Origin of the sequence: Streptococcus sp. WM07 (assembly GCF_004570525.1) — a bacterium.
In the GTDB taxonomy this organism is placed as follows: domain Bacteria; phylum Bacillota; class Bacilli; order Lactobacillales; family Streptococcaceae; genus Streptococcus.
In genome coordinates this window covers 1-25,993 of the sequence record NZ_SPPZ01000021.1, presented here as the reverse complement: position 1 = coordinate 25,993, position 25,993 = coordinate 1, and the positions used below count along the sequence as shown (strand labels likewise).

General features: G+C 41.5%; 25 protein-coding genes and 1 tRNA gene. 25 read left to right on the top strand and 1 reads right to left on the bottom strand.

Annotated features, from left to right (window positions below):
- A partial coding sequence (locus E4T71_RS04030; protein WP_135037173.1) for a transposase occupies nucleotides 1-481 on the top strand: 481 nt, incomplete at its 5' end.
- Nucleotides 482-510: 29 nt separating this feature from the next.
- Here the strand turns inward: E4T71_RS04030 and dcm are convergent.
- Nucleotides 511-1,827, bottom strand: a complete 1,317-nt coding sequence (dcm, locus tag E4T71_RS04025) for a DNA (cytosine-5-)-methyltransferase (protein WP_135037170.1) — start codon at nucleotides 1,825-1,827, stop codon at nucleotides 511-513.
- Between the two features lie 110 nt (nucleotides 1,828-1,937).
- Here dcm and E4T71_RS04020 point away from each other — a divergent pair, with 110 nt between their 5' ends.
- The 24 genes from E4T71_RS04020 (at nucleotide 1,938) to E4T71_RS03910 (ending at nucleotide 25,453) form a co-directional block, all read left to right on the top strand.
- Nucleotides 1,938-3,431, top strand: a complete 1,494-nt coding sequence (locus tag E4T71_RS04020) for a Sau3AI family type II restriction endonuclease (RefSeq protein WP_135037176.1) — start codon at nucleotides 1,938-1,940, stop codon at nucleotides 3,429-3,431.
- A gap of 95 nt (nucleotides 3,432-3,526) precedes the next feature.
- Nucleotides 3,527-4,324: a hypothetical protein gene (locus E4T71_RS04015; RefSeq protein WP_135037167.1), complete on the top strand. Its 798-nt coding sequence runs from the start codon at nucleotides 3,527-3,529 to the stop codon at nucleotides 4,322-4,324.
- Nucleotides 4,325-5,409: 1,085 nt separating this feature from the next.
- On the top strand, nucleotides 5,410-6,117 hold the full coding sequence (locus tag E4T71_RS04010) for a hypothetical protein (RefSeq protein ID WP_135037164.1): 708 nt from the start codon (nucleotides 5,410-5,412) through the stop codon (nucleotides 6,115-6,117).
- Nucleotides 6,118-6,297: 180 nt separating this feature from the next.
- On the top strand, nucleotides 6,298-6,447 hold the full coding sequence (locus tag E4T71_RS10535; RefSeq protein WP_368773480.1) for a DUF6339 family protein: 150 nt from the start codon (nucleotides 6,298-6,300) through the stop codon (nucleotides 6,445-6,447).
- 259 nt (nucleotides 6,448-6,706) lie between these two features.
- A complete protein-coding gene (gene rpmH, locus E4T71_RS04005; RefSeq protein WP_000831903.1) occupies nucleotides 6,707-6,841 on the top strand; it encodes a 50S ribosomal protein L34 in 135 nt (44 codons plus the stop codon).
- A gap of 110 nt (nucleotides 6,842-6,951) precedes the next feature.
- Complete coding sequence (locus tag E4T71_RS04000) at nucleotides 6,952-7,731, top strand: TatD family hydrolase (protein WP_135037161.1); 780 nt, start codon at nucleotides 6,952-6,954, stop codon at nucleotides 7,729-7,731.
- Nucleotides 7,728-8,300 carry a ribonuclease M5 gene (rnmV, locus tag E4T71_RS03995; RefSeq protein WP_135037158.1) on the top strand — a complete coding sequence of 191 codons (573 nt, stop codon included), beginning with the start codon at nucleotides 7,728-7,730 and terminating at the stop codon, nucleotides 8,298-8,300. Before E4T71_RS04000 ends, rnmV begins: the two co-directional genes overlap by 4 nt.
- Entirely contained in the window at nucleotides 8,301-8,990 is a 690-nt protein-coding gene (locus E4T71_RS03990) for a histidine phosphatase family protein (protein WP_135037155.1), read from the top strand. It abuts the gene before it with no gap.
- A 185-nt stretch (nucleotides 8,991-9,175) separates the two neighbouring features.
- Nucleotides 9,176-10,210 (top strand): heat-inducible transcriptional repressor HrcA, encoded by a 1,035-nt coding sequence (gene hrcA, locus E4T71_RS03985; protein WP_135037152.1) that lies wholly within the window; start codon nucleotides 9,176-9,178, stop codon nucleotides 10,208-10,210.
- 11 nt (nucleotides 10,211-10,221) lie between these two features.
- A complete protein-coding gene (grpE, locus tag E4T71_RS03980; RefSeq protein WP_135037148.1) occupies nucleotides 10,222-10,728 on the top strand; it encodes a nucleotide exchange factor GrpE in 507 nt (168 codons plus the stop codon).
- A 232-nt stretch (nucleotides 10,729-10,960) separates the two neighbouring features.
- Nucleotides 10,961-12,778, top strand: a complete 1,818-nt coding sequence (dnaK, locus tag E4T71_RS03975) for a molecular chaperone DnaK (protein WP_135037145.1) — start codon at nucleotides 10,961-10,963, stop codon at nucleotides 12,776-12,778.
- A gap of 349 nt (nucleotides 12,779-13,127) precedes the next feature.
- Complete coding sequence (dnaJ, locus tag E4T71_RS03970) at nucleotides 13,128-14,258, top strand: molecular chaperone DnaJ (protein WP_135037142.1); 1,131 nt, start codon at nucleotides 13,128-13,130, stop codon at nucleotides 14,256-14,258.
- A gap of 340 nt (nucleotides 14,259-14,598) precedes the next feature.
- The gene (gene truA, locus E4T71_RS03965; RefSeq protein ID WP_135037139.1) at nucleotides 14,599-15,372 is read left to right on the top strand and encodes a tRNA pseudouridine(38-40) synthase TruA; all 774 of its coding nucleotides are present in this window, start codon (nucleotides 14,599-14,601) and stop codon (nucleotides 15,370-15,372) included.
- On the top strand, nucleotides 15,344-16,102 hold the full coding sequence (locus E4T71_RS03960; protein ID WP_135037136.1) for a bifunctional hydroxymethylpyrimidine kinase/phosphomethylpyrimidine kinase: 759 nt from the start codon (nucleotides 15,344-15,346) through the stop codon (nucleotides 16,100-16,102). Before truA ends, E4T71_RS03960 begins: the two co-directional genes overlap by 29 nt.
- Nucleotides 16,089-16,550, top strand: coding sequence for an ECF transporter S component (locus tag E4T71_RS03955; protein ID WP_135037133.1), 462 nt, complete (start codon nucleotides 16,089-16,091; stop codon nucleotides 16,548-16,550). The genes E4T71_RS03960 and E4T71_RS03955 overlap by 14 nt, the downstream gene beginning before the upstream one ends.
- A complete protein-coding gene (locus tag E4T71_RS03950) occupies nucleotides 16,543-17,109 on the top strand; it encodes a TIGR01440 family protein (RefSeq protein ID WP_135037130.1) in 567 nt (188 codons plus the stop codon). Before E4T71_RS03955 ends, E4T71_RS03950 begins: the two co-directional genes overlap by 8 nt.
- A 79-nt stretch (nucleotides 17,110-17,188) precedes the next feature.
- Nucleotides 17,189-18,472 carry a trigger factor gene (tig, locus tag E4T71_RS03945; protein WP_135037127.1) on the top strand — a complete coding sequence of 428 codons (1,284 nt, stop codon included), beginning with the start codon at nucleotides 17,189-17,191 and terminating at the stop codon, nucleotides 18,470-18,472.
- A 308-nt stretch (nucleotides 18,473-18,780) separates the two neighbouring features.
- The gene (gene rpoE / locus E4T71_RS03940; protein WP_135037124.1) at nucleotides 18,781-19,356 is read left to right on the top strand and encodes a DNA-directed RNA polymerase subunit delta; all 576 of its coding nucleotides are present in this window, start codon (nucleotides 18,781-18,783) and stop codon (nucleotides 19,354-19,356) included.
- Nucleotides 19,357-19,493: 137 nt separating this feature from the next.
- Nucleotides 19,494-21,101 (top strand): CTP synthase, encoded by a 1,608-nt coding sequence (locus E4T71_RS03935; RefSeq protein WP_135037121.1) that lies wholly within the window; start codon nucleotides 19,494-19,496, stop codon nucleotides 21,099-21,101.
- A gap of 129 nt (nucleotides 21,102-21,230) precedes the next feature.
- Nucleotides 21,231-21,791 (top strand): flavin reductase family protein, encoded by a 561-nt coding sequence (locus E4T71_RS03930; RefSeq protein ID WP_135037118.1) that lies wholly within the window; start codon nucleotides 21,231-21,233, stop codon nucleotides 21,789-21,791.
- 395 nt (nucleotides 21,792-22,186) lie between these two features.
- Nucleotides 22,187-23,245 carry a PTS sugar transporter subunit IIC gene (locus E4T71_RS03925; protein WP_135037115.1) on the top strand — a complete coding sequence of 353 codons (1,059 nt, stop codon included), beginning with the start codon at nucleotides 22,187-22,189 and terminating at the stop codon, nucleotides 23,243-23,245.
- A gap of 12 nt (nucleotides 23,246-23,257) precedes the next feature.
- Nucleotides 23,258-24,295, top strand: a complete 1,038-nt coding sequence (locus E4T71_RS03920; protein ID WP_135037112.1) for a branched-chain amino acid aminotransferase — start codon at nucleotides 23,258-23,260, stop codon at nucleotides 24,293-24,295.
- A 61-nt stretch (nucleotides 24,296-24,356) separates the two neighbouring features.
- Nucleotides 24,357-24,442: transfer RNA gene (locus E4T71_RS03915), tRNA-Leu, on the top strand.
- A gap of 129 nt (nucleotides 24,443-24,571) precedes the next feature.
- Nucleotides 24,572-25,453, top strand: a complete 882-nt coding sequence (locus tag E4T71_RS03910) for a class II fructose-bisphosphate aldolase (RefSeq protein ID WP_135037109.1) — start codon at nucleotides 24,572-24,574, stop codon at nucleotides 25,451-25,453.
- Nucleotides 25,454-25,993: the final 540 nt, after the last annotated feature.

The following is a 25,993-nucleotide window of genomic DNA, read 5'->3' as shown; positions in this document are numbered from 1 at the left end:
CGATAGGATGTTTCTTTTAGAAAGACAGTGGGAGGAGCTAGAATCAGAAATCAGACATCAAAAACGACAAGAAGAGCTCCGTCCCTTGATGGAAGAATTCTTTGATTGGTGTCGGGAGCAGTATGTCCTACCAGAGTCTAAGTTAGGCCGTGCTCTTAAATACAGTTTGGATTATGAGTCCACATTCAAGACTGTATTGGAAGATGGACGTCTAGTTCTCTCTAATAATCTGGCAGAGAGGGCTATTAAATCCTTGGTTATGGGACGTAAGAATTGGCTATTCTCCCAAAGTTTAGAGGGAGCAGAGTCAAGTGCTATTATCATGACTCTGCTTGAGACAGCCAAAGTCCATCAACTTGATAGTGAAAAATATATAGCTTATCTTCTAGAACATTTGCCAAACGAGGAGACTCTCGTAAAAAAAGAGGTTCTAGAGGCTTATTTACCATGGGCTCCAAAAATCCAAGAGAATTGTAGATAAAGAAAACTCCAAGATTAAAAGCAATCTGCTTATAATCTTGGAGTTTTGTCAATATACTCTGTTATTGGGCGCTTACCTTCTTTTTCTAGTTTACTAATAAAACATCCAATTTGGCGTACAATATCTGTTACGAGAGCATTACCCATAAAAAACATTCTCATTCTGTCAGATACATTAACGATTGAACCATCAGCAAGTTTTTTCTTGGCAGTCCAGTTGTCGGGAAAGTCTTGGAGCCGTTCAGCTTCGACAGGTGTGATGAGTCGGTATCGATTGTTAACTTTTAAGAAGTGGGTTGAGCGATTAATTGTCCCTTCACTTGTTAGCATTGTTCTTCCTGGAAGGTTTAAATCATCCGTGGGGGACATTCCACCTTCGGAATAAGTATATGTATGACCGTCAGCAGAAGTACGCTCGATTTTTTTGGCACCTCGTAAATACTGGAATTTTTCTAGTTTTTCTGGTTCAGTGATGAAGTAGTTTTCAGGAACATCGTTCTCATCTTGGAGTATTTGACCAAGTGTGATAGGCTGTCCATTGTAGTTTTCTTGTGTATCGATGGAATAGTATCGACCGTGGCGCATAACGCCTGTGTTCCAAACTGTTCCAGTAAAGGAGTCTGACACTTCAACAATGTCATTAGAAAGTTCATAATAGACTTGGCGTTTTTTTACTGGTTCTGGTTTGATAGGAAATTGTGTTGCAAATAGACCGCTGTGAAAAATATAGTTGTCATAGCGATTTTCTTCAAAGATAACGTTGGTATTTTCAAATTCCCTATCAATTTTTTTTGCAAATTCTGTATCATTTCGATATACAAAAAAGAAAACACGTCTACGTCGTTGACTTCGGCCATATTCAGCTGCGTTAATGACACGCCATTCGACAGAATAGCCCAGGTTATTAAAAGCTGTTAACATAATGGCGAAGTCACGCCCACGTTGCTTAGAAGGTGCTTTAAGAAGTCTATCAACGTTTTCCAGAATGAGATATTTTGGGCGTGTAATTTTCGTAGCACGAACAATTTCCCAGAATAAGACTCCTTTTTTACCCTCTATTCCCTGTTCGTTTTTCTTGGAACGGGCAACGGAGTAATCTTGACATGGAAAACCTCCAACAATCATGTCTGCATCCATGGATGCAAATTTTTCATCTGTGATATCAGTTACACTGTAATTGATGTTTTCGCTATCTGGGAAATGATAATTGTATACTTCAAACGCATCTTGGGATTTCCGAGATGGCTCCCATTGGTTTGCCCACTTTGTTTGGAATAGTTTCTCATCAGCGTTTTCTAAACCAATTCGAAACCCTCCTACTCCGGCAAATAATTCAAGGATATTCATAATTTCTCCCTTGTTCTAAAAGTTGCATGAGAGTATTATAACGTATTTTTGGCAAGAGATCAACCTGTAGGTTTTGGTATACTAATATTAGATAATTGATTTTGGAGAAAATGCTTGCTATGAAATTATTTGATTATAACGATGGTGACCTTCAAAGTGTTTTGCACTATACCGAAGCTCTTCTGGAAAAGAGATTTGAAGAAATTATTGCGGAGTATCAGGAATCCATATATAAAACCTATTCTGATTTCCAGCTAAATACTGTTTCTGAGGTGAGTGATAAGCCTATTAGTATGAAATCTAAAGGACAATATGGAAACTATATAGAAAAATATTTTTATGGCTATAATCCAAATAGTGATTCAGCGGCTGACTTTGATAAGATTGGTGTTGAGTTGAAAGTTACACCATTCAAAGTGAATAAAAATGGAACTATTAGTGCTAAGGAACGTTTGGTGTTAACCATTCTAAATTATATGGAAGAAAATTTAGATGACTTTTACTCAACACATCTGTGGGAAAAGTGTTCAAAAATCCTCTTGCTTTTCTACAATGGTCTAATTCCGGACACAACAATGGCAGACTATGTGATTGAAAAGGCCTTTTTGTACGAATGGTTTGAAGAAGATATGCCTACCATTCTCGAAGATTATAAAAGAATTACAGATAAAATTAAAGCAGGTAAAGCTCACGAATTATCTGAATCTGATGGGAATTATTTATCGACTTGTACGAAAGGTGCGGGAAAAGGGAAGGATTTTCGTAAGCAACCATATAGTGATGAGCCGGCTAAGCAGAGAGCTTGGGAATTAAAAAGTAGTTACATGACCTACTTGATTAATAATAAGATATTTAATCAAGAGGAACAGGAAAGTGTTGTTGCTACCGCAAGAGGTGAGAATAAGTCATTTACAGACATCATATCCGAGAAAATCTTGGCTTACAAAGGACAGTGTGCAGATGAACTTTATGCGAAATTTGACACTAATCCAAAGTCCAAGAATCGAAACAATCTGTTGATCCGAAAAATGTTAGGAATTACGGGTGATCTTGATAAGACACAAGAATTTCAAAAAGCTAATATGAACTTGCGTGTGATTCGAGTAAATAAGGATGGATTACCTAAGGAAGATTCGCCTTTTAAAGTATACGATTTTAAAGAATTAGCATCTAATAGCATGTGGGAAGAATCCCAACCTTACTTGGAAATTTACAATAAACGCTTCTTATTTGTAATTTTTCGAGAAGTTGAATCAAAAGTATTTGTTTTGGATGGAGTCAAGTTTTGGGGGTTCCCTGATAGGCTTTTAGATGAGGTTAAGCGAGTCTGGACTGAAACCCGGAATATTCTCAATGAAGGGGTGCAACTGACAGTCAAGGATAATAAGGTCTCAACTAATTTTCCTCAAAGCCGAGTGAATAAAATTCTTTTTACAAAGCTCCACGCATCAAATACTTACAATGAGGTTGAGCCAGGAGTATTTGTTGGGAAAGGTAAGGTGTCTGACACAAATGAATTGCCAGATGGACGGAAAATTACAAAACATTCCTTTTGGTTACCGAAGAAGTTTATTAAAGAAGTGCTGGATGGGAAATGGGATTAATAATTGTTGTTTCACCAAATTGAAAGTTAATTGTTGGAGGTGTAGATTTGGTCAGTAACATATCTAGAAGGAGCTATGATCATAGAAATGAAAAAATGTTAACAACAGTGCTTATAGAACTTTTAGAGCGACATGTGCCAGATATTGAAATTGAAGTAACTGAGGGTAAGATAGACCAGTTACGTGGTTCTGATTTGAAAATAAAATCAAATAAAATATTTGATGATGATGACTACCATGTTGTCGATACCAAGGCAGCTCAAGATTACTATGCTGTTGAAGGAGAAAGTGGATTACTGACCTTTGCAATGGAGCTTGGCAGTATTCAAAGGAATCAGTTTCAAGAAGGTTGGGCGATTAGTAAAGATGTAGATGGGTATTATTCTGCTACTGAATACTATTTATTCCAATGGATATTTGTCAAGGATAAGAGTTTAGGGTTAATTAAAGAAAATATTTCCAGTATTGAGATTAAGGTGGTTCCTAAAAAAGAAATTTATAAACTTGTTAACAACCCACGTGAGTTTCTTATAAAGAATCAACTGCTTACAGATATTGAAATTGGTTATCCGATTCGAGAGATCTCAACAAGAGTAGAAAATCTATATAAATATATGGCAGAAAAGTATGAAGAGTCTATTGATGGTATTACGGAAAAAACTTTTAAAATAACTAACCTTCAATACGAGAAGAAAAATAAGAATTTATATCTTAGCCCGATATGTTTAGAGAATGTTAGTTATAAAGGGCCTAAAATAGTTTATACATCTCCTGAAAAGAAGGTTGAAGCGCCATTGAATATGACTGTATCTAAATATTTATTGGATAAAATTTCAATTTATAAAGACAAATTAAGAATTGATGAAAATCAAGTTTTTTCCATTTATAACTAATTATGGAGACTAAAAACAATTTGGATGAATTAAAAAACTGTTATGTTACTGTTATTTGTTTATTGTTTTAGAAATTTTAGGAAATGTGGAAATTAATATTTGTGTTTGATTAATGCTTACTTATTTCTAATCTCAGAATCCTTTATCTATACGTCTTCTACCTCAAAAAAAAGACCACATTCGAAACCCTTATGTAGATTGGGACTCCCAAAAGTGGCCTTATTTTAGATGCTAGCTCTTAACTTAATGACATTGCCGAAGACGGGGAGGTTTTCTTGTTAACTGAGTCATCTTCTTACGGGTGCTACTTGGTGGTCATCAGACCACCTCTTATAACACTATAATAGCACTTTTAAGATAGGATTCAAGTAAAAAGGGAGAGTGGGGCAGAACGATTTTAATTGTAAAAATCGTTCGTAGTTTCACCTCCGCACTGTTGTTTAGGTTGCTTTCGGAGCCTGAAAGCGAACTAAAATACCAATCAAGCACTGCGTAAAAGTGATTTCACTTACTAAAAAGGAAGGTTGAGACTGTTGTTTCAACCTCTTTTTTGTTGGAGGGTCTCGGATTCTTGGAGGGATGATGCAGAATTCAATGTATTTTTGAAATAGAAAACAGATATGAAAATCTTTATTTTTGAAACAGGTAAATCTTTTCTTTTTCTAAATTAATTTGTTAAGATGGAAGAGTAGAAAAGTTAAGAAGGTGACTCCTAGATTTTATGAAGGAAGGTGATGCCTATGCGTAACAACGCAGGCGACCATTTCTACCCTAAAAGGAAGGAGATGTTTTTTGTCTCTCGCAGAGATCGTTGAGTGGATACTGAAGATTGGCACATTTGTGATTAATCTGATGCGTCTCTACCTCGATTTATTTAGCAGAAAACACAAAAAGCATTAGCCGTCTTACTTTGACCAGTGATGGCTAATGCTTTTTAGTTAACCTGAGTCACCGTCTTAAACGGTTCTACGGGGTGGTCACTAGACCACCTCTTATAACACTATAATAGCACTTTGAAGATAGAATGCAAGTAAAAAGGGAAAAGGAGAGACAACCGTTCCCTTTTTTGGAAGGAATTAGCCAATATGAAAGCCAATGTTTTTTATAGAATTAAATTGAAAGAATTAGAAGCCACAACATTAAAACATCTTCCACGTTATGAGGCTGATGATACTGAAGAGATACGTGAAAAAAAGAGTGAAAAAATTCTGGAGGTTATAGATATTTTAGAGGAGTTGGAACAGGATATCAAAGAAGATGAATCTTCGGATTTCAAGGAAAGTGCTCGATTACGCTTGGTTAATGATGTCCGCAGACACCGATTGGATATTTCCTTTGCATATTTAGATTTGTATGAAGAGAAGCAGGATTTGGCAAATCGCTTTCTTCGTTTGAACCTTGATTTAGCTAATGGATTTTCTGAAATTTTATATGGATACGAGCTAGTTGCTGATTTAGCTTGGAGTTTGGATAAATGGATAGATGATAACTTTTTCGAAACGTATTTCCGAATGGATGATGAATTTATAGCTATCCTCTATGGAATTTTTGAAATTTATGAGGAAAGTCAACGGAATCGAAAATCTCGAATGGAGATTCCTGAGTTGATTGAGGTTGTCTCAAATTATGATAAGCAACTGAAAGAATTGATGGACTTCTTACTGGAAGTTGGAAAAATAATGGATGAAGGAAAATTAAAAGGAAAAAGAATGTCTTATGATTTTAGTGAGTTCCAGAAATTTTTGGATTGCTTAGTGGATGAGTATGATTTGTTGGATAATTTTGTATGGTAGGAGGATGAAAGTCGAAACGTATTCTGTTAGACTGACTTTTGCTCAATGAAAGTCAAGCTTAAATTAGGGGAGTGAGTAGCAGATAGCTCGAAATCTCTAGATGAAGTTTTGAACTTGCTGATAAAACTTTCGAAGAGAGTTTCAAATAGGTACGGAAAAGTTGACAAAAACGATTATCTAATGGACTATGTGGAATCTATTAAGAACAGAAAAGATTCTCTGAATAGAGTTCGAAACATGTTTTTTAATCAAGGGAATAAGCGATCACTTTATGTCAACTATTTGGCGAAATATTGGTGGACGGGTTATAAGACATATTGGATTTATTGACATATAGTTTTATTCATTTTGAGATAGCTTAGAAGAATGAGGTCGAAAACACCCCCTGAAATTTGAATTCATAAATTTGATATTTTTAATTTGCGTTAAAATGATTCTGAAAATAGTAATTTTACCGCTTACAAGTTTTTTTTCTGTTTGATTCCCTTGACAACCCGCCATTTTTCCTTTAAAATAGCAAGGTATGTTTAGTAACTGATCACAACTAGCCGGCTAAACGAATACAAAGAATCTAAGAGGAGGTATTCTCGTGAAACGTACTTATCAACCAAGTAAAATTCGTCGTCAACGTAAGCATGGTTTCCGTCACCGTATGTCTACTAAGAACGGTCGTCGTGTGCTTGCATCGCGTCGTCGTAAGGGACGTAAAGTTCTTTCAGCTTAATGCGTGGGGAGCTTGCTAGAAACTCGAGTCTAGTGGGTTCTAAACCAATAAACATTGAAAAGAGGTAGTGATGGTATATCAGGCCTCTTTTTTCGTATAGAAGGGAAGCTATGAAAATTTTTGATACACATACTCACCTAAATTTAAAACAGTTTGCAGGTCGGCTGGAAGAGGAGCTTGAGTTGGCGCGTGAGTTGGGAGTAGTTTGGCACAATGTGGTGGGGTTTGACCAAGAATCGATTGAGGCGGCTTTGGCTTTGGCTGACCAAGAGTCTATTTACTTGACTCTGGGCTGGCATCCGACGGAAGCGGGGACCTATGATGATCAGGTGGAAGCCTATCTGCGTCAAGTTTTAGCTCATCCTAAAGTTGTAGCCTTGGGTGAGATTGGTTTGGATTATCATTGGATGACTGCTTCTAAAGAAGTACAGGATGACGTTTTCCGGCGGCAGCTTCGTTTGGCGAAGGAGTTAGATTTACCGGTGGTTATTCATACCCGGGATGCTTTGGAGGATACCTATGCCATTTTAGCGGATGAAGGGCTCCCTGCTCGTGGGGGGATTATGCATTCTTATTCTGGTTCTTTAGAGATGGCGGAAAAATTTATGAAATTAGGGATGTGGATCTCTTTCTCAGGTGTTGTCACTTTTAAAAAAGCGCTAGAGATTCAAGAGGCAGCGGCAAAGCTACCTTTAGATCGGATTTTACTTGAGACAGATGCTCCTTTCCTGGCACCGGTACCCTATCGAGGTAAGGAAAATCGGACGGCCTATACCCGTTATGTGGCGGAAAAGGTAGCGGATTTGCGGGGGATCAGTCTGGAAGAGTTAGTAGCAGCAACGTCTGCTAATGCTTGGCAGGTTTTCGGGCTGGATGGTGAGCAACTATGAAGCCTGTTATTGGCCCTGTTGTAGTGGTTGAGGGACGAGATGATACAGCCAATCTCAAGCGTTTTTTCCAGGTGGATACCTATGAAACTCGTGGTTCTGCACTATCACAAGAGGATATTGAGCGAATTGCCCGTTTGCAAGCGCAACGAGGGGTCATTGTTTTTACAGATCCCGATTATCATGGTGAGCGAATTCGTAAGATGATTAGTCAGGCTGTGCCGGCAGTGGGACAAGCTTTTCTTAAACGTGGTGAGGCAGTGCCCAAGTCGAAAACAGCAGGTCGCTCTTTAGGGGTGGAGCATGCCGATTTTGAAGCTTTGAAAGAAGCTTTGGATAGCGCCTTTGCAGGGAGGTCTCCAGAGCAGCAGGATTTGATTTCTCAGGCGGATTTGATGCATCTGGGCCTCTTGGCAGGGTCAGACAGTCGGAAACGGCGGGAGTATGTCGGAGAAGTTTTGCGGATTGGTTATTCTAATGGCAAGCAGCTGCCTAAGCGTTTGGCGATGTTTGGGATTTCTTTGGAAATGTTGGAAAAAGCTTTAGAGGGTTTTGCAGAGGAGAAAGTGTAAATGGCAACAGATTTGTATATTGTGCGTCATGGTCGGACTATGTTTAACACCTTGCATCGGGCCCAAGGGTGGAGTGATACCCCTTTGACGAGTCAAGGGCAAGAAGGGATTCGAGAATTAGGTGTGGGTCTGCGTGAACGAGGAATTAGTTTTCATCGTGCTTTGTCTAGTGATTTAGGACGAACGATTATGACGATGGATATTTTGTTGACGGAGTTGGGGCTCAAAGGTGAAATTCCTTATACCTACGATGCCCGCATGCGAGAATGGTCTTTTGGTTCTAATGACGGAGTCTATGATGACGAGCTGTTCTTCACCATCTTACCACGGATTGCGGGGCTTGATTCGCTAGAAGAGATGACTTATGAGGATATGGCGAATGCAATCTATGAAGCTGATACAGCTGATTGGGCGGAGACTTGGGAGCAGTTACGAGGACGGCTTTTAGCTGGGATTGAAGATTTGGCTAAAAAGATGGAGGCTGCAGGTGGTGGTAACGCCTTAGTGGTTTGTCATGGTATGAGTATTGGAACACTCTTGTATCTTTTGAATGGTCAGCGTTTTGTAGTGTTAGATAATGGCAGTGTGACACGTCTCCGCTATGAAAATGGTCAGTTCCAGGTTCTAGAAGTGGGTGATTTGTCTTACCGTCAAGAAGGGCGAAGCTGGTTGGATCAAAATCAGTCTTAAGACCGATAGAGTTGAAAAAGCCTGTAAAATCAGGCTTTTTTGTGTGTCAGATAGCGAAATTAGCACTCTTTTTAGATGAGTGCTAATTTTTTAAGTAAAAGTTCTTGACAGGGAGAAACCATGCTGTATAATAGAATCATAAGTTAGCACTCGAAGTGTTGGAGTGCTAATCTGATGGAGGGAGCATGGTTACCGAAAGACAAGAGACCATCCTAAGGATGATCATTGAACTTTTTACAGAGACCCATGAGCCAGTTGGTTCCAAACGTTTGCAAGAAGGAATTGCTTCTTCCAGTGCAACTATTCGGAACGATATGGCAGTCTTGGAAAAATTGGGATTATTAGAAAAGTCCCATACTTCCAGTGGTCGCAAGCCAAGTATTGCGGGTTATCAATACTATATTGAGAACTCGATGGCTTTGACGACTCTTCCTCCAGAGGAAGTTTTTCAAATTCTCAAAGCCTTTGATGATGATTTCTTCCAATTGAAGGATATTTTCCAAAGAGGGGCAGATCTTTTGTCAGAAATGACAGGATTAACCGCTTTTGTACTGGACGTTGAGCCCAGTCATCAAAGACTGACAGCATTTGATTTAGTTGTTCTAGGGTCTCACACAGCCTTGGTGGTCATGACCCTAGATGATTCCAGAATCCTGACCAAGGAGTTGGTGATTCCCCGGAATTTTCTGGTGGAACATCTATATCAGCTCAGGGACATGGTTCGGGATCGCTTGCTGGGAGAGTCCGTGCTTTCAATTCACTATAAGATTCGCACTGAGATTCCGCAAGTGGTTCAACGCTATTTCCTTTCGCCTGATAATGTTACCGCCTTAATCGAACATATCTTCTCGGAACTTTTCGCAGAAGAAGTAGTAACATCAGGACAGGAGCACCTACTGCAGGAAGTGGGGCTGGAAACTTATCGCTTTTTCACCAATGAACAACAGCTGGTTCTTGAGTTACGCGAAGGTTGGTCAGAGAATCAAGAACAATTGATTCGGATTGCAGATTCTTCTAGCCAACTATTGGCAGATTTAAGTCTCATGAGCAAGCAGTTCTTAATCCCTTATCGAGGTTATGGACTTCTAAGTCTGGTGGGGCCGGTGAATAGCGACTATCAACGGTTACTTAGTCTGATTGAATCGGTCAGTCGCGTCATGACGATGAAGCTGACAGATTTCTACCGCTACCTCAGTAGCAATCATTATGAAGTGCATTAAGGAGGATTCTTGTGTCTGAAGAAATTAAAGAAGAACTTGAACAAGAAATTAAAGAAGTAACAGAAGAAACGGCTGAGCCATCTGAACTGGAACTGGCCCAAGCCAAAATTGAAGAACTGGAAAATAAACACCTGCGGGCTGTAGCCGAGATGCAAAACATCCAACGCCGCGGGCAAGAAGAACGTCAATTGTTGCAAAAATACCGCAGCCAAGACCTAGGGAAAGCGATTCTACCTTCCCTTGACAACCTAGAACGTGCCTTGGCTGTTGAAGGATTGACAGACGATGTGAAAAAAGGTTTGGAAATGGTTCAAGAAAGTCTCATCCATGCCTTGAAAGAAGAAGGTATCGAAGAAATTGACGTCTCTGGCGACTTTGATCCCAACTTCCACATGGCTATTCAAACCCAACCAGCCGATGAAGACCACCCAGCGGATACAATCGCTCAAGTCTTCCAAAAAGGCTATAAATTACATGACCGGATTTTACGTCCAGCAATGGTCGTTGTTTACAACTGAGCAAACACGTTGGCTGTTAAAGCAGCTCAAGGTGTAACGGCAATCGCTATAGGACGATTTGCCTAGCTCTCTTACTTGGTTGAGGGAAGTCTTATCATCGAATCCTTCCCTCAACCGTCGCGCAGTATAGCATCAAAGTCTTCTGACATATTAACGGGCTTTGTATCCTATCTGACCGAAATGTCATTAAACTAGTAACGATAGAGAAGAAAAAATAAAAGAGGTAATACATATGTCTAAAATTATTGGTATTGACTTAGGTACAACAAACTCAGCAGTAGCAGTTCTTGAAGGAACTGAGCCAAAAATCATCGCAAACCCAGAAGGAAACCGTACAACTCCATCTGTTGTTTCCTTCAAAAACGGTGAAATCATCGTTGGTGATGCCGCAAAACGTCAAGCGGTAACTAACCCTGATACAATTATTTCCATCAAATCTAAAATGGGAACTTCTGAAAAAGTTTCTGCTAATGGAAAAGACTACACTCCACAAGAAATCTCAGCCATGATCCTTCAATACTTGAAAGGTTATGCGGAAGAGTATCTTGGTGAAAAAGTAACCAAGGCGGTTATTACTGTTCCAGCTTACTTTAACGATGCACAACGTCAAGCAACTAAAGATGCAGGTAAAATTGCAGGTCTTGAAGTAGAGCGGATTGTCAATGAGCCAACTGCCGCCGCACTTGCATACGGTTTGGATAAAACAGACAAAGAAGAAAAAATCCTTGTCTTTGACCTTGGTGGAGGTACCTTCGACGTATCTATCCTTGAATTGGGTGACGGTGTCTTCGATGTATTGTCAACAGCTGGAGATAACAAACTTGGTGGTGACGATTTCGACCAGAAGATTATCGACCACATGGTTGCAGAATTCAAAAAAGAAAATGGCATTGATCTAGGACAAGATAAAATGGCCTTGCAACGCTTGAAAGATGCAGCTGAAAAAGCTAAGAAAGATCTTTCAGGTGTGACTTCTACTCAAATCAGCTTGCCATTTATCACAGCCGGAGAAGCAGGACCACTTCACTTGGAAATGACCTTGACTCGTGCTAAATTTGATGACTTGACACGTGACTTGGTAGAGCGTACCAAAGAACCAGTTCGTCGTGCCCTTTCAGATGCAGGTCTATCCCTTTCTGAAATCGATGAAGTTATCCTTGTTGGTGGATCTACACGTATCCCTGCTGTTGTTGAAGCTGTTAAGGCTGAAACTGGTAAAGAGCCAAACAAATCTGTTAACCCTGACGAAGTTGTAGCTATGGGTGCTGCTATCCAAGGTGGTGTCATCTCTGGTGATGTGAAAGACGTTGTTCTTCTTGATGTAACTCCATTGTCTCTTGGTATCGAAACAATGGGTGGTGTCTTCACAACTTTGATTGAACGCAACACAACGATCCCGACTTCTAAATCACAAGTCTTCTCAACTGCAGCAGACAACCAGCCAGCCGTAGATATCCATGTTCTTCAAGGTGAACGCCCAATGGCTGCGGATAACAAAACGCTTGGACGTTTCCAATTGACAGATATCCCTGCAGCACCTCGTGGTATTCCTCAAATCGAAGTAACATTCGACATCGATAAAAACGGTATCGTTTCTGTTAAGGCTAAAGACCTTGGTACTCAGAAAGAGCAAACCATCGTTATCCAGTCTAACTCAGGCTTGACGGACGAAGAAATCGATCGCATGATGAAAGACGCAGAAGCGAACGCAGAAGCAGACAAGAAACGGAAAGAAGAAGTTGACCTCCGTAATGAAGTTGACCAAGCTATTTTCGCAACTGAAAAGACCTTGAAAGACACAGAAGGTCAATTTGAAGCAGAGCGTGCGGAAGCACAAACTGCTTTGGACGAATTGAAAGCAGCACAAGAAGCTAACAATTTGGACGATATGAAAGCGAAATTGGAAGCTCTCAATGAAAAAGCTCAAGCTCTTGCAGTGAAATTGTATGAGCAAGCAGCTGCCGCTCAACAAGCCCAAGCAGGAGCTGAAGGTGCAACAGACGCAGCCCAAGGCGACGATGTTGTAGACGGAGAGTTTACAGAAAAATAAAAATGTCCAGTGGACATTTTTATCCCTCGCCTAGAAATAGGAGAGCGATGTAAGTCCAGTGGAAAAGATATCTCGAGTTCCTCCTGATATCTTTATCCCTCGTCTAAAAATAGAGGAGCGAGGCTTGAATGACTGAAACAGAGGTGGCTTGCCCAACCTCTGTTTTTGGGTAAATAGGAATTGTCTATTATATGCGGGATGATTCCATTATTCTGAAAGAAAGGAAAGTGTTCAGAGATGAACACGGGCTACGGACAGTGCCCGACAGTTAGTTTTTCCTAGGGCGGTTGCGTTCTGTGTAAAAACTCCTGTTTTGGTTGTGTCCGTTTAAAGCCTTTTGTATCTGACTATGAACAATACAGAATTTTATGAGCGACTGGGGGTCTCCAAGTCTGCTTCTCAGGATGAGATCAAGAAGGCTTATCGGAAGTTATCCAAAAAGTACCACCCAGATATTAATAAAGAAGCTGGAGCAGAGCAGAAGTATAAGGACATCCAAGAAGCTTATGAGACTTTAGGGGATGAGCAAAAGCGGGCTTCTTATGACCAGTTTGGAGCAGCTGGGGCTAATGGCGGTTTTGGTGGCGGCCAAGGCTTCTCTGGTTTTGATGGTGCCGGTTTTGGTGGCTTTGAAGATATCTTTTCAAGTTTCTTTGGTGGCGGTATGAGTGGCGGTGGTCGCAATCCTAATGCGCCACGTAAAGGGGATGATCTGCAATACCGTGTGAATCTGACCTTTGAGGAAGCTGTTTTTGGAGCAACCAAGGAAATTAAGTACAATCGTGAGTCTTCCTGTCACACTTGTGATGGATCGGGTGCTAAACCAGGAACAAGTCCTGTTAAATGTAGCCGCTGTGGAGGAGCTGGTGTGATCAATGTGGATACTCAAACTCCACTTGGAATGATGCGTCGCCAAGTAACCTGTGATGTCTGTCATGGAAGTGGACAAGAGATTAAGGATCCATGTAATACCTGTCATGGATCTGGACGTGAAAATCAAGCTCACACAGTCGAGGTTCGTGTGCCAGCTGGTGTTGAAACAGATCAGCAAATTCGTCTATCTGGTCAAGGTGAAGCAGGTTATAACGGTGGTCCACACGGAGATCTCTTCGTAGTTATCCACGTCGCAGCTTCTGACAAATTTGAACGCGACGGAACAACTATCTATTACCGCCTACATCTCAATTTCGTGCAAGCAGCCTTGGGAGATACAGTGGATGTCCCAACCGTTCACGGAGATGTTGAATTAACGATCCCAGAAGGAACTCAGGCTGGCAAACGCTTCCGTCTCCGAGGCAAGGGTGCTCCAAGCCTCCGTGGTGGAGCCCAAGGGGATCAATATGTCACCATCATCGTTGATACTCCAACCGACCTTAACGATGATCAACGAAAAGCCCTCATGGATTTTGCCAATGCAGGCGACCTTAAAGTGAAACCGAAGAAAAAGAACTTCTTTGAAAAAATGTTTGATGCAGATTAATTTAGTTCGGAGAACTAAATTAATCTGCAAGGAGCCATGAAAAAGGTCCGTTGTGACCTTTTTCATGGTAACAAAAAGAGCGAAGGCAGTTCGCAACTTCTAAGATTCCTTCTCTGAAGGAATCTAGTCTGTAAGGAGCCATAAAAAAGGTCCGTTGTGACCTTTTTCATGGCGACAAAAAGAGCGAACGCAGTTCGCAACTGCCTTGATAAGCCTGTGATGAAGAACTTGTCTTGGCAAGTACAGAGATCACTAGGAATTTAGACCGGGATTATCCTGGTCTTTTTCGTTTTCTGCTCTTTTTCTTGTTCTGTCAGGGCTTTCCTGTTAAAATAGGGACATGGAAAAATACAGATACAAGGCTGTGATTGCTTATGATGGCAAGGATTTTGCTGGTTTCCAGCGTCAGCCTCAGGCACGGACGGTGCAGGAGGAGTTGGAAAAGACCTTGACGCGGTTGGCCAGTGGTCAGGAAATTCAGGTTCATGGGGCGGGGCGGACGGATTCCGGCGTTCATGCTTTTGGGCAGGTGGTGCATTTTGATTTACCGGGGAAACGGGATGTGGAAAAATTGCGTTTTGCCTTGGATACACAGAGTGCAGAGGATATTGCTGTGCGGTCGGTGGAGTTGGTGCCAGACGATTTTCATGCGCGCTATTGGCCTCATCATAAAACCTATGAATTCTTGGTAGACTATGGTCGGCCTAAGAATCCGCTCCTGCGCTATCAAGCGACACCTTTCCCTTATCCATTGGACTTCGAAAAAATGAGTCAAGCTCTGCAATTTTTTTTAGGGACACATGATTTTACGGGTTTTACGGCATCAGGGACATCTGTTGAAAACAAGATCCGAACGATTACCGCTGTGAATTTAGAAGTGGATGAAGCACAGCACTTGCTTCGCTTGACCTTTTCCGGGAACGGTTTTCTCTATAAGCAGATTCGGAATATGGTTGGCACCTTGCTTAAGATTGGCAATGGTCGTATGCCAGTAGAGCAGATTCCTTTGATTCTAGAGAAGCAGGATCGTCAGCTGGCTGGCCCAACAGCAGCCTCTCAGGGCCTCTATCTCAAGGAGATTTTATATGACCAAGATCTTAACCATAGCCGGTAGTGATATCTTTTCAGGTGGTGGCTTGCAAGCTGATTTAGCGACCATTACTCAGATTGGTGCGAAGGGCTTTGTAGCCGTGACTTGCGTGACGGCGTTAGTAGCAGATGAATTCCAAGTTCAGCCGCTAACTCCTCTCCAGTTGGAACAGCAACTAATGAGTCTTGCGGATGTGCCTTTTGCGGCCATTAAAATTGGTCTTTTACCAAGTCCAGAGCATGCTTATGTGGTCTATCATTGGCTTAAAGGGAGACAGCGGGTTCCGATTGTTTTTGATCCTGTTTTGGTTTTAAAAGAAAATAAGGATCAAGTTTTGGGACAGTGGGCTAAGGTGTTTCAAAAAATAGCGGCCCTAAGCCAAATCATGACTCCCAATCTTCGAGAAGCCGAGTTGCTTTTGGGGCGGGATCTGTGTGATCAGGCTGACCTACAAGCAGGGGCCGAGGAATTATCTCGTCAATTCGGGACAGCGGTTTATCTCAAAGGGGGATCCCGATTACCGGGGCCTGTAGCGCTTGATTTTGTCTGGACCGGCCAGTCAGGCTTTTATCTGGAAACGCCTCAAGAGCAAGGAACGATTAATGGTAGTGGCTGTGTATTGGCTTCGAGTCTGACCACCTACCTGGGACAAGGGCAGGATGTGGTCAAAGCCAGTCATCTAGCCAAGCAGTTTGTGACAGCAGCCATAGAGGTTGCAGATGAATGGGGAGTTAGTCCGTATGCAATCAAATAATATAAAGTACTGGAGTCAGACAGCGGTTTTTATAGCAGCAACCGTTGTATTGGGCTACATTAAGTTGCCCACTGCCACAGGTTTTGTCTCTTTGTTAGATGTGGGAGTTTATACGGCAGCCTTTTATTTGGGCGGTCGTCAAGGGGCCTTAGTTGGCGGTTTGGGAGGATTTCTCTTGGATCTTTTGCTGGGCTATCCTCAGTGGAGCTTGTTTAGTCTCTTGGCTCACGGAGGTCAGGGACGTTTGGCACAAGGCGTTCTTCCTTCACGCTGGCTATCTGGTTTGGTTTCAAGTTTATTTATGGTAGCTATTTATGCAGGAGCCTCTAGTTTAATGTACGGAGTAGCCGCAGCTATTCCAGAAATCCTTCCGAACTTTATCCAGAGCTTCTTAGGTTTTCTACTGGCTCAAGTCTTGGTTCAGCTTTTAAGGAGGAGACATGTCTGATTTAGAGGAACTAAAAATTGATGTTGTAGCTCTAGCGAAGGAGTTGATTGAACGCGCCCAGGCATCTGCGGATTCAGTATTTGTACTAGGGCTATCAACCAGTGAGGTAGTTGGTGGTTTTATTGGTCGTAATTCTAGTCTGGAGGTTGGGCAGGCCTTGGTTTCGGCTCTCTACCATTTTCTGAAAGAGCAGGGGATTTTTCTAGCCGTTCAGGGCTGTGAGCATATCAATCGAGCTTTAGTAGTGGAACGTTCCTTGGCACAAGCTCGAGGTTGGGAGATTGTTCAAGTCATTCCGACTCCGCATGCTGGTGGTAGTGGACAAGTGGCAGCTATGCAAGTTCTGGAGGACCCAGTGGTTGTGGAATTTGTTACCGCTGATCTAGGGGTGGACATTGGTGATACAGCGATTGGCATGCATGTCAAACATGTCCAAGTACCTGTTCGTCTAGCGAAACGTGAATTGGGAGGAGCTCATGTGACTGCTCTAGCCAGCCGTCCCAAACTGATTGGAGGAGCTCGGGCAGAATATGCCCTAGACCCTATTCGGAAATTTTAGAAAGCCCTCTAAAATCATTGAAGTTGCTGACGACTTGTGATAAAATGATACAGATTAAAGATTTTAAGGAGTAGACAGCATGTCTGTGAAATTTGAAAACAAAGAAACAAACCGTGGATTGCTTACATTCACAATCGCTCAAGATGTGATTAAGCCTGAGTTGGATCGTACATTTAACCGTGTGAAAAGTTCTTTGAATGTTCCAGGTTTCCGTAAAGGTCACCTTCCACGTGCGGTTTTCAACCAACGTTTTGGTGAAGAAGCTCTTTACCAAGATACCTTGAATGCTCTTTTGCCAGCAGCTTATGAAGCAGCTGTTAAGGAAGCAGGAGTTGAGGTTGTTGCACAACCTGAATTTGATATTGTTTCAATGGAAAAAGGTCAAGATTGGACAATTTCTGCATCTGTTGTGACAAAACCAGAAGTAAAATTGGGTGATTACAAAAACCTAGAAGTATCTGTGACTGCTGATAAAGAAGTATCAGCAGAAGAAGTAGATGCACGTATCGAACGCGAGCGCAATAACTTGGCAGAATTGGTTATCAAAGAAGATGCAGCTGTTGAAGGAGATACAGTAGTTATCGACTTTGTAGGTTCTGTTGACGGTGTTGAGTTTGACGGTGGTAAAGGTGAAAACTACCCACTTGAACTTGGTAGTGGATCTTTCATCCCAGGTTTTGAAGAGCAATTGGTTGGTGCAAAACCAGGTGAAACTGTGACCGTTGAAGTTACTTTCCCAGAGGATTATCAAGCGGCAGATTTGGCAGGTAAAGCTGCTAAATTTGAAACAACTGTTCATGAAGTAAAAGGTAAAGAAGTACCTGCCCTTGATGATGAACTTGCAAAAGATATTGATGAAGAAGTTGAAACTCTTGCTGAATTGAAAGAAAAATACAGCAAAGAGATGACAGCAGCCAAAGAAGAAGCTTACCAAGAAGCTGTTGAAACAGCTGCTATTGAAAAAGCTGTAGAAAATGCTGAAATTGTGTACCTTCCATCAGAAATGGTTCATGAAGAAGTCCATCGTTCTGTGAATGAATTCCTTGGAAATATGCAACGTCAAGGAATTTCACCAGAAATGTACTTCCAAATCACTGGTACAACTCAAGACGACTTGCACAAGCAATACGAAGCTGAAGCAGAAAGCCGTATAAAAACAAACCTTGTAATCGAAGCTATTGCGAAAGCAGAAGGATTTGATGCAAGTGACGATGAAATCAATCAAGAAATCGAAGACTTGGCAGCAGCTTACAGTATGGAAGTAGAGCAAGTGCGTAGCCTCCTTTCAGCAGATATGTTGAAACATGATATTAGTGTTAAAAAAGCAGTTGAATTGATTACTTCAACAGCTACAGTAAAATAAGGAGTGGCCTAACTCTAAATTTTCAAAAATTTAGACAGTAGTATTTTGCTCTGAAGGTAGCTTGAGAGCTGTTCGAGTGGTATCATGAACGAAACATGGTTCATGTTAACGTTGATGCGGTGTTCTTCGGAGCTAGTTAGCGAACGAAGACACCAATCAGCTACTGCTAAGGTTAATGAATAAAGAGGATTGGAATTCCTATTCCACATCCTGAAAAGGGACTGGCCAGGTGTCCAGCCTCTTTTCTTTTTTGACGAATCCTTAAAAATAGCGTACAATAAAGAGAATGACAAAAAAGGAGAACGACTTTGGAATTAGAAGTATTTGCTGGACAGGAAAAAAGTGAACTTTCCATGATTGAAGTGGCACGTGCCATTTTAGAAGGTCGTGGACGGGATCACGAAATGTACTTTAGTGATCTAGTCAATGAAATTCAAGAGTATTTGGAGAAAAGCAATAGCGAGATTCGCGAAGCTCTTCCTCTTTTTTACACAGAATTAAACGTCGATGGTAGCTTTATCTCTCTCGGTGAAAACAAATGGGGTCTCCGTTCTTGGTACGCTGTGGATGAAGTTGATGAGGAAATTATCGCCTTGGAAGAAAATGACGATGAGGAAGCACCTAAAAAACGCAAGAAGAAACGCGTTAATGCCTTTATCGCTAGTGATAGCGATGCCATCGATTACAGCGATGATGATCCAGAAGATGAAGATAACTACGCTGAAGATGAGGATTCTATGAGTTATGATGACGAGAATCCAGATGATGAGAAGAATGAGGCGGAAGCTTATGACGCTGAAATCAACGAAATAGCTCCAGAAGAGTTAGCTGAGGATGTTGAAGTCGGTGAAGCAGACGATGAGGATGATGACGTGGAGGACTAATCCTCTCTTTCCGTTTGGATTTTTTTCAAGCACCATGCGCCCTCATTCTCTTCGAATTGGGAAGAACTGATCTCGTATGAATGAGCGAGGGGAGTGAATGATTTGAATCACTCCCTGTTTTAATTGAAGGAGTAATCATGACAACAAAGTATATTTTTGTAACAGGTGGTGTAGTCAGCTCAATCGGAAAAGGGATTGTAGCAGCTAGCTTGGGCCGTCTTTTGAAGAATCGTGGGCTTAAAGTAACCATTCAGAAATTTGACCCGTATATCAATATTGATCCAGGTACAATGAGTCCTTATCAACACGGTGAAGTGTTTGTGACGGATGATGGTGCAGAAACAGACTTGGATTTGGGACACTATGAACGTTTTATCGATATTAACTTGAATAAATATTCCAATGTCACGACTGGTAAAATTTACAGTGAAGTTCTTCGGAAGGAGCGTCGTGGTGAGTATTTGGGCGCAACTGTTCAAGTTATCCCACATATCACAGATGCTTTAAAAGAAAAAATTAAAGGTGCTGCTTTGACCACGGATTCTGATGTCATCATCACAGAGGTCGGTGGAACAGTTGGAGACATTGAGAGTTTGCCTTTCCTTGAGGCCCTTCGTCAAATGAAAGCAGACGTTGGCTCAGATAATGTAATGTATATTCATACAACCCTTCTTCCTTATTTGAAAGCTGCAGGGGAAATGAAAACTAAACCAACTCAGCATTCGGTTAAAGAATTACGTGGTTTAGGGATTCAGCCAAATATGCTGGTTATCCGTACAGAAGAACCAGTTAGTCAAGGAATTAAGAATAAGCTGGCTCAGTTCTGTGATGTACAGCCAGAAGCTGTTATTGAATCCTTGGATGTGGAGCATCTGTACCAAATTCCGCTCAATCTTCAAGCTCAAAACATGGATCAGATCGTCTGTGACCATTTGAAGATTGATGCGCCAGCAGCAGATATGACAGAATGGTCTGCCATGGTTGATAAGGTTATGAACTTGAAGAAACAAGTCAACATTGCCCTTGTTGGGAAATATGTTGAACTTCAAGATGCCTATATCTCTGTTGTAGAGGCCTTGAAGCATGCTGGTTATTCAAATGATGCAGAAGTGAAAATTGACTGGATCAACGCGAACGATGTGACCGCAGAAAATGTTGAAGAACTACTATCCGCAGCAGACGGTATTATTGTTCCTGGAGGTTTTGGTCAGCGTGGTACGGAAGGGAAGATTCAGACGATTCGCTATGCGCGTGAGCATGACGTACCAATGCTTGGTGTCTGCTTGGGTATGCAGTTGACTTGTGTGGAATATGCTCGTCACGTTTTGAACATGTCTGATGCCAACTCTGCAGAACTGAATCCAGAAACCAAGTATCCAGTTATCGATTTGATGCGTGATCAGGTGGATGTTGAAGATATGGGAGGAACTCTTCGTCTTGGTCTTTATCCAGCTAAACTGAAACCAGGTAGTCGCGCCGCTGCAGCTTATGACAATCAAGAAGTGGTACAACACCGTCATCGTCATCGCTATGAGTTTAACAATACCTATCGTAAAGAATTTGAAGATGCAGGTTTTGTCTTTTCGGGTGTGTCACCAGACAACCGTCTAGCTGAGATCGTTGAATTGGCAGATAAAAAATTCTTTGTTGCCTGCCAGTACCATCCTGAACTCTCTAGCCGTCCGAATCGTCCAGATGGACTTTACCGAGCTTTTGTGACTGCGGCTGTGGAGAACGCGAAATAATACAAGACAAAAATCAAATTGAACCAAGACTACGACTCTCTTTCTGAGGTTCATTGTTGATTATTAGCGAGTACAATATACAAAAGGGCTGGTTGCTTTGTCAACTAGTCCTTTCAGATTGGAGAAAATATGATTCGGGAAGTATCTTTAGAGAAAGCCCATCGGATTCTCGCCTTATCGCCTGTGACCTTTGTATCCAGTGCCACCGAGGAGGATAAAAATATTATGCCTGCTGGTTGGGTGGGGACGGTTGCTACGGATATTCTTAGTTTGGTTATGGATTCTGGGAATTATACACGGCGGATCATGGAGAAAAGTGGCTATTTTATTTTACAAATTCCACGTGCAGCTCAAGCCGATTTAATCATTGAGCTGGCTAAAAGTCGCCATATCCATGAGGATAAATTAGAGAAATTGTCTTTCTTTGATCCAAGTGGTCAGGGATATCCTTTATTGGAAGATTGCTTGGCTTGGCTTGTCTGTGAGATTATTCCTGAGGTACGCAATCAGACCGTTTACGATCTCTTTTTGGGACGTATTGTAGCTGCTTGGGCGGATGATTCTGTGTTTTATGATGGACGTTGGCATCTAGATCATGTGGAACCGGAGAATCGTCCAGTTCACTATGTATCTGGTGGCCAGTTCTATCAAACCGGTAGTGGTTTTCAATTAGCAGACCCTTTTAAGTAGGGGAGGAAATAGGTAAGGAGGCTGGGCTTAAGGACCAGCCTCTTATTTTTAGTTAGAGAAGATTCTTTGACTCAGTGCTTGTTTGAGTATCCGTTGTAGAGTTTGCGAAGCGAATTACAATCGTTCGTATTGTTTGTTTCTAATTTGCTCCAATCAACAGGGGATGGGAAAGATATTTTCAGCTTATAGCTTGAAATATGGACTGGTAACGAACAAGATGGTGTGAAAGAGTCCTTTCTTACTTCCTTTTTCCGGTTAAGTTAGGTTGATTTTGAACGATTCTTTTTCCTTGCAATTTTTCAAAAAAAATCTTAAAAAGTTATTGCTAATTTTCTGAAAATTATGTAGAATAGACAAAAATATTCAGAATTCTCTGAAATGTGTAGGAGGTCTTTATGACAGAATCGAAACAACCTATGACTGGCTGGGCATTTATCAATGCTGTATTAACGGGAGCAGCCTTGTCTGTTATCGTGGCCCTCATTCCTAATGCAGTTCTTAGTGAGATTTTTAAATATCTGATTAGTAATGGTTGGACAGGCCTCCAAACACTGGCGGATGCTGCGAGGGTTTTCCAATATGGACTTCCCTTAATGGCTGGTGTTTTAATTGCTTTACAATTTCAGTTGAATCCAATGCAGTCTGTTACAGTGGGTGGGGCAGCTTTTCTCGGATCAGGGGCTTGGAAAATTGTTCCGGTTGATGGTGTTCCGACTACGCAATTGGTTAGCGTTGGAGTTATGTTGAATACGATGATTACAGCCGCTATTGCCGTTTGGTTGATCCAACTTCTTGGAGATCGGTTAGGATCCATGAGCTTGATTTTGTTGCCAATTCTTGTTGGTCTTGGAGCTGGCTACCTTGGCTTGCTAACCCTTCCCTATGTTAGTGCTGGTACACAAGCAATTGGTGATGTGATCAATAGCTTTACAGAACTTGCTCCATTGTCGATGAGTATCCTCATCGGTATGTGTTTCGCACTTTTTATCGTTTCACCGCTTTCTACGGTTGCTCTTTCCATCACAATTGGTTTGGAAGGAGTTGCAGCGGGAGCCTCTGCTATGGGAGTTGCGGCTACAACAGCTGTTTTGGTTATGGCTTCTCTGAAAGTTAACCGACCAGGTGTGACTTTGGCGATTGCCTTGGGGTCCATGAAGATGATGATGCCCAACTTTTTCCGTCGGCCTATTATGGGCTTAGCCTTTTTGGCAAATGCAGTGGTATGTGCGATTCCGGTAGCTCTTTTCAATGTTTCTGGAACAGCTGCCTCAGGTGGGTTTGGTCTGGTTGGCTTGGTTGGGCCGATGGCTTCACTTCCAGGTCTTGGTCTTCCTATGATGCTCTTTGTTTGGATTGTGATTCCGTTTACGAGTGCTTTCATGATTGACTGGTTATTGAACAAAACATTAACAGCTTATACACCAGAAATGTATTATTTCGACGTGAATCGTTAGAAGGAGAGAAGAATGAATAAAGTAACACCCGAGACAATGGATTGGAATAACCTTGGTTTTAACTATATCGATACGGGCAAACGCTATCGCTCTTATTATAAGGGTGGAGCCTGGTCTGAAGGTGGTATCGAGACGGAAAAAATGGTGACGATTAGTGAAGCATCGAATGTATTACATTATGGTCAAACTTGTTTTGAAGGCTTAAAAGCTTATCGCACCAAAGAAGGGGATATCCAGCTCTTTCGTCCCGATGAAAATGCGAAGCGAATGAGACGGTCTGCAGAAAAATTACTAATGCCTGCTTTTCCAGAGGATAAATTTGTAGAAGCGGTTCATGAGGTGGTTGCTGCGAATGCGGACTGGGTTCCACCATACGGAACAAGTGCTTCACTCTATATTCGTCCTGTTATGTTCGGAGTTGGGGATGCTATCGGAGTTGTTCCGGCTAGTGAATATATCTTCTCTATTTTTGTAATGCCTGTAGGTCCTTACTTTAAGGGTGGATTGCAGCCGGGGAACTTTGTGATTAGTGATTATGACCGAGCTGCACCACGAGGAACGGGTTCCCAGAAAGTTGCTGGTAACTATGCAGCCAGTCTCCAGCCAGGAATGTTGGCTAAAAAAGCTGGGTATGCAGATGCGATTTACTTGGATCCAGAAACTCACACTAAAATTGAAGAGGTTGGAGCAGCGAATTTCTTTGGTATTACAGCGGATCATCATTTGGTGACTCCTCAGTCTCCCTCAATTCTGCCTTCTATTACCAAATATTCTATTCTTTACTTAGCGGAGTACCGTTTCGGAATGACAGTAGAAGAAGGAGATGTCTATGTTGATCAGTTAGATCGCTTTGTGGAAGCGGGTGCTTGTGGTACGGCTGCAGTTATTACTCCTATCGGAAGTATTACCGCTGGAGAAACAGTTTATCGTTTTACGGAGGGAGATCAAGCCGGGCCACAAATTAAAGCTCTCTATGATGAATTAGTAGGAATTCAATACGGAGATCGACCAGCTCCAGAAGGTTGGGTTAAAAAAGTGAAAATTTCGTAACTTTTTTTCAAAAAACAATTGACAAGCTATCCCATGACTGGTATACTAATTAAGTATTCAAGCGGGGATGGCGGAATTGGCAGACGCGCAGGACTAAGGATCCTGTGACCGCTTTAGGTCGTGAGGGTTCAAGTCCCTCTCTCCGCAAAGTAGCTAACCGAAAGGTTAGCTTTTTTTCATGGCAAAATGCGAATAGGGCTAGAATTTTGCTAATAAACGTGATAAAATAAACAATGTATTGGGGGTTCCCCAAAAAAATTAGAGGAGGCCGTTTACATGGCAATCGTTTCAGCAGAAAAATTTGTTCAAGCAGCTCGCGATAATGGTTACGCAGTTGGTGGTTTTAATACAAACAACCTTGAGTGGACTCAAGCTATCTTGCGTGCAGCGGAAGCAAAACAAGCTCCAGTATTGATTCAAACATCAATGGGAGCAGCAAAATATATGGGTGGTTACAAATTGGCTAAAAACATGATTGAAAATCTTGTTGAGTCAATGGGAATTACTGTTCCAGTGGCAATCCACCTTGACCACGGTCACTACGAAGACGTTCTTGAATGTATCGAAGTTGGTTACACTTCAGTAATGTTTGATGGTTCACACCTTCCAATTGAAGAAAACCTTGAAAAAGCTCGTGAAGTTGTTAAATTGGCTCACGCTAAAGGAATCTCTGTAGAAGCAGAAGTTGGAACTATCGGTGGTGAAGAAGATGGTATCATCGGTAAAGGTGAATTGGCACCAATCGAAGATGCGAAAGCTATGGTTGAAACAGGTATCGACTTCTTGGCAGCTGGTATCGGTAATATCCACGGTCCATATCCAGAAAACTGGGAAGGTCTTGCATTGGATCACCTAGAAAAATTGGCAGAAGCTGTACCAGGTTTCCCAATCGTTCTTCATGGTGGTTCAGGTATTCCTGATGATCAAGTTGTTGCAGCTATCAAACTTGGTGTTGCAAAAATCAACGTGAATACTGAATCACAAATCGCCTTCTCAAATGCTACTCGTGAATTTGCACGTAACTACGAAGCAAACGAAGCTGAGTACGACAAGAAAAAACTCTTCGACCCACGTAAATTCTTAGCAGACGGTATCAAAGCTGTTCAAGGTACAGTTGAAGAACGTATCGACGTATTCGGTTCAGCTAACAAAGCTTAATCGAATCGTTAAGAGACCTTCCTACGGGAGGGTCTTTTCTTTTTATTCGAAAAAAGAAAAGGATAAAATTTTAAAATTTGTAATCTTTGCCGTTTACAAATGGGAGTAACAATATCATTCGTTAGTTTGAAAGGAGTGGTTAATTGATTCAAGGCTGGTAAGTTTGAAGCAGCAGCAGCTAAATTGGCTACTACAATTGCTGGAAGAATTGCTGGTGTTGCGGCATTAGTCGCATTTCTAGCAACTTGTGGAGCAGAGACTGTTTCTAAATAATCATTTTATGTTTAGGGATGGAGAGTTTGATTTAGGTATAAACCCAAATTATTCATACATAACTAAAAAAACTTCCAGAATCGCTGATACATCATGGTTTCTGGAAGTTTTTGATTTTCACCCATTAGGTGAGACTTTTTACTGGACAAAAAAGGATTTCCCCTTTATGATATAAGCGCAAACCAAATCAAAATAGAAAGGAAACCCATATGTTCAGTCTAACAAATTACAATTCTAAAAACAACACTTTTTCTTTTGATGGTGGAA